Raw genomic sequence first — 6,917 nt, 5'->3', positions numbered from 1 at the left:
TTTTAAAGGGTTTTTCCTCCCCTTCCCCCGGCCGCCGGAGGCACCCCCCACCAGGCACTTGCCAACCCGGCCCGGTGTGCTAGGGTGGGGCATCTCTCACGCAACCGGCAGGGCGACCATGGCATCCATAGCGGACTATCACGCGCTCACCTCGCACAGGCGCGGCCACATCACCGGGCGGGTTCCCTTTCAGGAGAACCGGCCCGCGCCCTTCAAGCGCTATCCGGATGGGCCCGTGGCCCGGGTGGTCGAGGCCGAGCCGCCGGACGTGCCCCTGGATCGCGCCGCGCAAAACGCGCCCCGGTCCGGGCAGGCGGACCTGCCCGCCCTGCTTCTGGCCTGCTGTGGGCTGGCCGCTGGCATCAGCCAGGCGCGCACCCTGCCGAGCGGCCGGGTCTTTCACCTGCGCACCGTGCCCTCGGCCGGGGCGCTCTATCCCACGGAGCTGTATCTTGTGGTACAAAATGTCATCGGATTGGATGACGGAGTGTACCACTACTCCCCGCTGACCCACAGCCTGGGCCAGTTGCGGGCCGGTTCCGCCCTTGCCGGACCAAGAGGTGAGGGCGGGGGCGGACCCATGGCCCGGTTTCTCCTGACCTCGATATTTTTCCGTAGCGCGTGGAAGTACGGGCCGCGAGCCTACCGCTATTGCCTCCTCGACGCCGGGCACATGGCCCAGAACCTGCTGCTGGCCACGGCCATGCACGGGCTGGACGGACGCCTGGACTACGATTTTGACGACGCGGCGGCCAATGCCATGCTCGGGGTGGACCCGGACCTGGAAGGATGCCTGGCCATGGTCCACGCCTTGGGCTGCGACAGGGCCACGACCTGGGCCGCCCCGCCCCGGGCCACCCTGGACGGCCTGCCCGGCTTCAGCCGGTGCGCGCCCCGGCCCGACGCGCCGCCGGAGCTGCTCGACGCCCACCAGGCCACGGCCAGCTTTGCCCGCTGCCCCCTGCCCATGGCTGCCGGGCCTGACCGGGAGTTCACCCCCCTGCCTGCCCCGGTGGTCCCGGCCTCTGCCGCAACCACCATCATGGCCCGCCGCTCCAGGCGCGACTTCTTGCCCAGGCCCGTGCCCGCCCGCGACCTGACCGACATCCTCGGCCTGCTCTGCCGCAGCCCGGGGCCGGATTGCTCCGGGGCGACAACCACCCGCCTGCTGGCAGGACCCGACAGCGGCCTGACCCCGGGCCGCCACCATCTGCACCAGACGCCTCCGGCCCTGTCCCTGACCGCGCCCGGCCTGTTCCTGGCTCGGGCCGCGCGCGTCTGCCTCGACCAGGGATGGCTCGAAAGCGCGTCCCTGCACCTGACCTTCACCGCCGACCTGGACGGGCTGCTGGCCCGCTGCGGTCCGCGCGCCTACCGCCATATCCACCTCGATGCGGGCCGCCTGGGCCAGATGGCCTGCCTCGGGGCCACGGCCAAGCGGCTGGGCGCGTGCGGCATCGGCGCCTTCTTCGACCAGGAGGCGGCCACCCTGCTCGACCTACCTCAGGGGCATGCCCTGCTCTATCTCGTTGCGGTCGGTTGCGTTCGCAATCCATGAACGCCAAAAAACCAGATATTCCAAAAGGCACCGTCAATTTTGGCCACTGCTGATCGTTGCCGAAAAATGAGACCGCCCGAAAGGCGGGAAGCCGTTCCGGGCGGTCAGAGTGTGACCGGAAGAAGCCGGTGCGCGCCTAGCCGAGGATGGCCTTGAGGTCTTCGTCAGGCGTGGTGATGGGCGCGATGTTGTAGTTCTCCACCAGGTAGTTGAGCACGTTGGGGGTGATGAAGGCGGGCAGGGTGGGACCGAGCCGGATGTCCTTGATGCCCAGGGCCAGGAGCGAAAGGAGGATGGCCACGGCCTTCTGCTCGTACCAGGAGAGGACCAGGGACAGGGGCAGGTCGTTGACGCCGCAGTCAAAGGCCTTGGCCAGGGCCAGGGCGATCTGCACGGCGGAGTAGGCGTCGTTGCATTGGCCCACGTCGAGCAGGCGCGGGATGCCGCCGATGTCGCCCAGCTTCTTGTCGAAGAAGCGGAACTTGCCGCAGGCCAGGGTCAGGATCACGGTGTCCTTGGGGGCCTTTTCCACGAACTCGGTGTAGTAGTTGCGGCCGGGCTTGGCGCCGTCGCAGCCGCCCACCAGGAAGAAATGGCGGATGTCGCCGGACTTGACCGCGTCGATGACCGTACCGGCCACGGCCATGACTGCGTTGCGGGCAAAGCCGGTCATCACCGTGCCCTTGTCCGTGTCGGCCGGGAACCCTTCCATGGACAGGGCCTTCTCGATGACCGGGGTGAAGTCGCCGTTGGGCACGTGGACCGCGCCGGGCCAGCCCACCAGACCGGTGGTGAAGATGGAATCCAGATAGGTAATGGGTTTCTGGATGCAGTTGGTGGTCATCAGGATGGCGCCCGGGAACTCGGCGAATTCCTTTTTCTGGTTCTGCCAGGCGGTGCCGTAGTGACCGGCCAGGTGCGTGTACTTCTTCAGTTCCGGGTAGGCGGTGCAGGGCAGCATCTCGCCGTGGGTGTAGACGTTGATGCCCGTGCCCTCGGTCTGCCTGAGCAGGGTGGCAAGATCCTTGAGATCATGGCCCGAAACCAGGATGGCCTTGCCCTTGGTGGCACCGAGCTTGACCTCGGTGGGCTCGGGGTGGCCATAGGTGGAGGTGTTGGCCGCGTCGAGCAGCTCCATGGCGCGGATGTTGATGCGTCCGCATTCCAGGGCGGCCTCCACGCACTGGGCCAGGGTCAGGTCCGTGGACAGGGTGGCCACCAGCAGCTCTTGCAGGGAGGCGTGGAGCTTCTCGTCCTCATGGCCGAGAATGGCCGCGTGGTCGGCGTAGGCGGCCACGCCCTTGAGGCCGTAGGTCAGGGTGTGCTTGAGGGACTTGAGGTCCTCGTTGGTTTCCGGGTCGTTCTCGACGCCGTACTGCTTGCCCTGGGCCACGAGGCTGTCCAGGTCAGCGGCGGGCTGGATAGCGGCCGGACCGTCAAAGGTCACACCGGGCACTCGGGCCTTGAGACCCTCGCGCAGGGCCACGCATTTTTCGATGAGTTTGACAAAGCGATCGTCGTCGAAATTGACGTTGGTCAGGGTGGAGAAGACCGCCTCGGCCACAAAGCGGTTGACCTTGGGGTCGGTCACGCCTGCCTTGCGGGCGGCGATGGCCACCTGGGAAAGGCCCTTGGTCAGGTGCAGCAGGAGATCCTGCAGGGTGGCGGTGCTGTCGGTCTTGCCACAGACTCCGGCCTTGGTGCAGCCGCCTTTGGCGGTCTGTTCGCACTGGTAACAAAACATGTCTGCTCTCCTTGGTTGCTGGTTGTCTCAAACGATGAGTCGAGGAGTACCGGCAATCTGATCACAAAAGTATGACTTGAGTCAAAAACGGCGAAAAAATATCATCCTCCCCGAGAAAGTCCGATCCCCCGGGGTTTCGTATGGCAACCGCTTTCCCACACAAGAAACCGGCCCGGAACTCGATGTGTTTGCCCGTGCCCTGGCTTGCGCGGCGGGTCTGCGGCGAGGGGATTGTCCAGACTTCCGCAAATCTCTTTAGACTTTTTCTGGAAAATGTGTTGGATTTGCCGGGCGCGCGACCTGATGGTCCGGCAAGGAGCCAGAATTGATGGACAATGCGGCAAGACTGCCCATAGGCATGTTTGATTCCGGGGTGGGTGGGCTGACCGTGCTGCGCGCCCTGCGCCAGCGCATGCCCTGCGAGGATGTGGTCTATCTGGGCGATACCGCCCGGCTGCCCTACGGCACCAAGTCGCCCCAGACCGTGACCCGCTACGCCGTGCAGTGCGCGGCCGAGCTGGTGCGACGGGAAATCAAGCTGCTGGTGGTGGCCTGCAACACGGTCTCGGCCGTGGCCATCGGGCCCCTGCGGGAGGCGTATCCGGGCATTCCGGTCATCGGGGTGGTGGAGCCGGGGGCCCAGGCCGCCTGCCGGGCCACCCGCAACCAGACCATCGGCGTCATCGCCACCGAGTCCACCATCGCGGGCGGGGCATACCAGCGTGCCATCCACGCCATCGCCCCGGAGGCGCGCATCGTGGGCCATCCCTGCCAGCTCTTCGTGGCCCTGGCCGAGGAGGGATGGACAGAAGGCCCGGTGGCCGAGGGCGTGGCCGCCAGATACCTGCATCCGCTCTTCCGGCCCGCCTCGGGCACCGAGAGCCCGGTGGTGCCCGATACCCTTGTTTTGGGCTGTACCCACTTCCCCCTGCTGGCCCCGGCCATCCGCTCGGTGCTGGACCCGTCCGTAATCATCGTGGATTCTGCTGCCACCACGGCCGAGACCGTGTACGCCGAGCTGGCCCGCCTCTATCTGAACAGGCCCGGCACCGGCTGCGGCGACACCGCCTACCTGACCACGGACGACGCGGCCCGGTTCGCGCGCACTGGCACGCGCTTCCTGGGCACACCCATCGCCGGGGGGCAGGTGGAGCTGGTGGATCTGTAGCGGACAGGATGGCCCCATCAGGGGCTACTTGACGATGAGCACCGAATTCCTGGCCCGGGCGGCCACCTCGTGGGCCACGCTGAAGGTCTTGGCAAACCACGGCTTGGCCGACTCGGCCATGACGATCAGGGAAAAATCGTAGCCGATCTCGGTGATGATCTCCGCCGGATCGCCCGTCTCCACCAGCAGTTCAAGGGGCGTGACCCCGTGATTTCGGAAAAAGGCGTCCGCCTCGTCCACGGCCCGCCGTGCGCTCTCGAGCCCGGCCGTGTCCGGGGCCACCGAGAGCAAAGTGGTGGGGCAGTCGCACGCCTGGGCGTAGCGTACCGCCCGCTCGAGCATGCCTCGCGAGCGCTCGGTCTCCTGCACGCAGACCAGATGCCCGTGGCCCGGCTCCAGGTGGCGGGCCACGATGACCGAGCGCTTGCAGTGGGCGGCCACGGTCAGGGCCAGGGACCGGGGCGTCAGATAGCGGCGCAGCCCTTCCACCGGCTCCGGCGAGCCGCCCACGATGACCAGGTCCGCATTGAACCGCTCGGCCTCGTCCACCACGGCCGTGGTCACGTCCGGGCTGGTGCGCAGCTTCAGCGTCACCGTGCCGCCGCAGGAGCCCCGGTATTCCTGCACATACTCGCCCGCCGGGTCGCCGCCGGTCTGCGCATGCCGCCATTCGGATTCGCCCTTGATCTCGCCCAGGTCGCGCAGGATGTCGCTGGCCTTGCGCAGGGCGGTCATGCCCGGCAGTTCAAGGCCCCACTCAAGGATGTTCTCGCGGGCCACGCGCACCTCCATGCCCCCCGAGGTCAGGCCGCTGTCCTGGGCGCGGACATAGAGCAGCTCGATGCTGGCGCAGTCCTTGCCGCTCATGCGGGCCGCGAATTTCAGGCCGGTAAAAGCCTCGGGCCCGCCGCCGATGCCGATGAGTATCTTCATGGGCTCTTGGTGGGTCATTTCATCTCCTTACAGCCCGACCAGGGGCCAGTACAGTTTCGACGCCAGCAGCATGACCGCAAAGGACATCAGGGCCATGCGCCAGCCCACCTTCATGAAGTCCGACGGGCGCAGATAGCCCGAGGAATGGACAATGGTGGAGGCCGGGGTGCCGATGACCGTGAAATAGGCAAAGGCGCTGGACATGGCCGTGATCATGCCCACGGCCAGGGGGTTGCTGCCCGTGGCCATGGCGATGGAGAGGACGATGGGGCCGAGCACGGCCACGGCCGCGCCGTTGCTCATGGTGTTGGTCAGCAGGGTGGTCAGGAGCATGATGGCGGCCAGGAGCCCGATGCCCCGGTCCATGCCCAGGGGAGCCAGCCCGTCCATGAACAGCCCGGCCACCCAGGCCGCAGCCCCGGTATCGCGCATCTGCACGCCAAGGGAGATGGCCGCCGCATAGAGCAGGACCACGCCCCAGTTCACGCCGGTATTGATGTCCTGCCAGCGGACCAGCCCGGTGACCAGGAAGAGGGTGGCCCCGAGGATGGCGATGGTGCCCATGCCCACCTTGGACGAGAACCCCACCCAGCCGATCAGGGTGAGCACGAACAGGGCAATGGCCAGATAATGCTGGCCGGTCAGGCCGCCCTCGCCGCCCACCTGGGCCTTGAGCTTTTCCACGGCCGGGCCGAGGTCGGTTATCTCGGTTTTGAAGGTGCGGCGCAGGATCAGGTGCATCAGGGGCAGCTGGATCAGGAAGACCGGATAGGCGTAGACCATCCACTTGAAATAGCTGACCCGGAACTGGCTGGTGGCCGGGTCGTCGGCAGAGTAGAAGAAGTCGCGCAGGTAGTCGATCATGATGGCGTTGCGCGCACCGCCCGAGGGGGTGCCGATGCCGGCCATGGCGCAGGCGTAGGAGATGGAGAAGAGCAGGAGCACGGCCAGGGCGCGCCGCTTGTTGTCGTCGTCCGTGGCCAGTTGGAGCAGAGACAGGGCCACGGGCAGCATCATGGCCGCCACCGTGTGCTCGCCGATGAAGGAGGCGAGCAGGCCCGAGAAGACTGAAATACCGAACGCGATGTTGTATGTGTTCGATCCTGTAATACTGACGATGAGCAGGGCCAGCCGCTTGTCCAGCTTCTGCTTGACCAGGGCCACGGCCAGCATCAGCGAGCCCATGATGAACAGGACCGAGTCCTTCATCAGCGAGCTGGCCACCAGGGACGAGTCCAGCCCGAGCAGGAAGACCTGGCCCAGGATGATGAGCAGGGCCACGGCAGGCAGGGGGATGGGCTCGGTGACAAAAAGGATGGTGGCCCCGGCGGTCATGATCAGCACCCGCCAGCCTTCGGGGGAGATGCCCTCGGGCACGGGGGCGATGAGCATGACGGCCTGGATGACCAGGGTGATGAGAAACCACCGTTTTTCGCGTAGATAGTGTATCACGATGGGGGAAGCATACACCAGTTTCCGGTCTGTCGCCAGCCCTGTCGGTGATTTTTGGGGGC

5 protein-coding genes are annotated in these 6,917 nt (G+C 66.6%); 2 read left to right on the top strand and 3 right to left on the bottom strand.

Annotated features, from left to right (window positions below; genetic code table 11):
* Positions 1 to 118 precede the first annotated feature (118 nt).
* Positions 119 to 1,558 (top strand): SagB/ThcOx family dehydrogenase, encoded by a 1,440-nt coding sequence (locus QQS14_RS11295; RefSeq protein WP_285907102.1) that lies wholly within the window; start codon positions 119 to 121, stop codon positions 1,556 to 1,558.
* 136 nt (positions 1,559 to 1,694) lie between these two features.
* Here the strand turns inward: QQS14_RS11295 and hcp are convergent, their stop codons facing one another.
* Positions 1,695 to 3,302 (bottom strand): hydroxylamine reductase, encoded by a 1,608-nt coding sequence (gene hcp / locus QQS14_RS11290; RefSeq protein WP_285907101.1) that lies wholly within the window; start codon positions 3,300 to 3,302, stop codon positions 1,695 to 1,697.
* A gap of 328 nt (positions 3,303 to 3,630) precedes the next feature.
* On the opposite strand from hcp, the gene murI reads away from it, so the two are divergent.
* Positions 3,631 to 4,470 (top strand): glutamate racemase, encoded by an 840-nt coding sequence (gene murI, locus QQS14_RS11285; protein ID WP_285907100.1) that lies wholly within the window; start codon positions 3,631 to 3,633, stop codon positions 4,468 to 4,470.
* Positions 4,471 to 4,494: 24 nt separating this feature from the next.
* On the opposite strand, the gene QQS14_RS11280 is transcribed toward murI, so the two are convergent.
* Together QQS14_RS11280 and QQS14_RS11275 are read right to left on the bottom strand one after the other, a co-directional pair.
* Positions 4,495 to 5,421: a universal stress protein gene (locus QQS14_RS11280; RefSeq protein WP_285907099.1), complete on the bottom strand. Its 927-nt coding sequence runs from the start codon at positions 5,419 to 5,421 to the stop codon at positions 4,495 to 4,497.
* A gap of 9 nt (positions 5,422 to 5,430) precedes the next feature.
* On the bottom strand, positions 5,431 to 6,855 hold the full coding sequence (locus QQS14_RS11275; RefSeq protein ID WP_285907098.1) for an SLC13 family permease: 1,425 nt from the start codon (positions 6,853 to 6,855) through the stop codon (positions 5,431 to 5,433).
* Positions 6,856 to 6,917: the final 62 nt, after the last annotated feature.

Origin of the sequence: Pseudodesulfovibrio pelocollis (assembly GCF_030282845.1) — a bacterium.
Lineage (GTDB): Bacteria > Desulfobacterota > Desulfovibrionia > Desulfovibrionales > Desulfovibrionaceae > Pseudodesulfovibrio > Pseudodesulfovibrio pelocollis.
The sequence above is the reverse complement of the archived record's forward strand: the minus strand, read 5'-3'. Positions and strand labels throughout refer to the sequence as shown.

Coding starts and splice junctions, on each gene's coding strand:
- QQS14_RS11295 (WP_285907102.1), top strand. CDS start 119: ATGGCATCCATAGCGGACTATCACGCGCTCACCTCGCACAGGCGCGGC.
- hcp (WP_285907101.1), bottom strand. CDS start 3,302: ATGTTTTGTTACCAGTGCGAACAGACCGCCAAAGGCGGCTGCACCAAG.
- murI (WP_285907100.1), top strand. CDS start 3,631: ATGGACAATGCGGCAAGACTGCCCATAGGCATGTTTGATTCCGGGGTG.
- QQS14_RS11280 (WP_285907099.1), bottom strand. CDS start 5,421: ATGACCCACCAAGAGCCCATGAAGATACTCATCGGCATCGGCGGCGGG.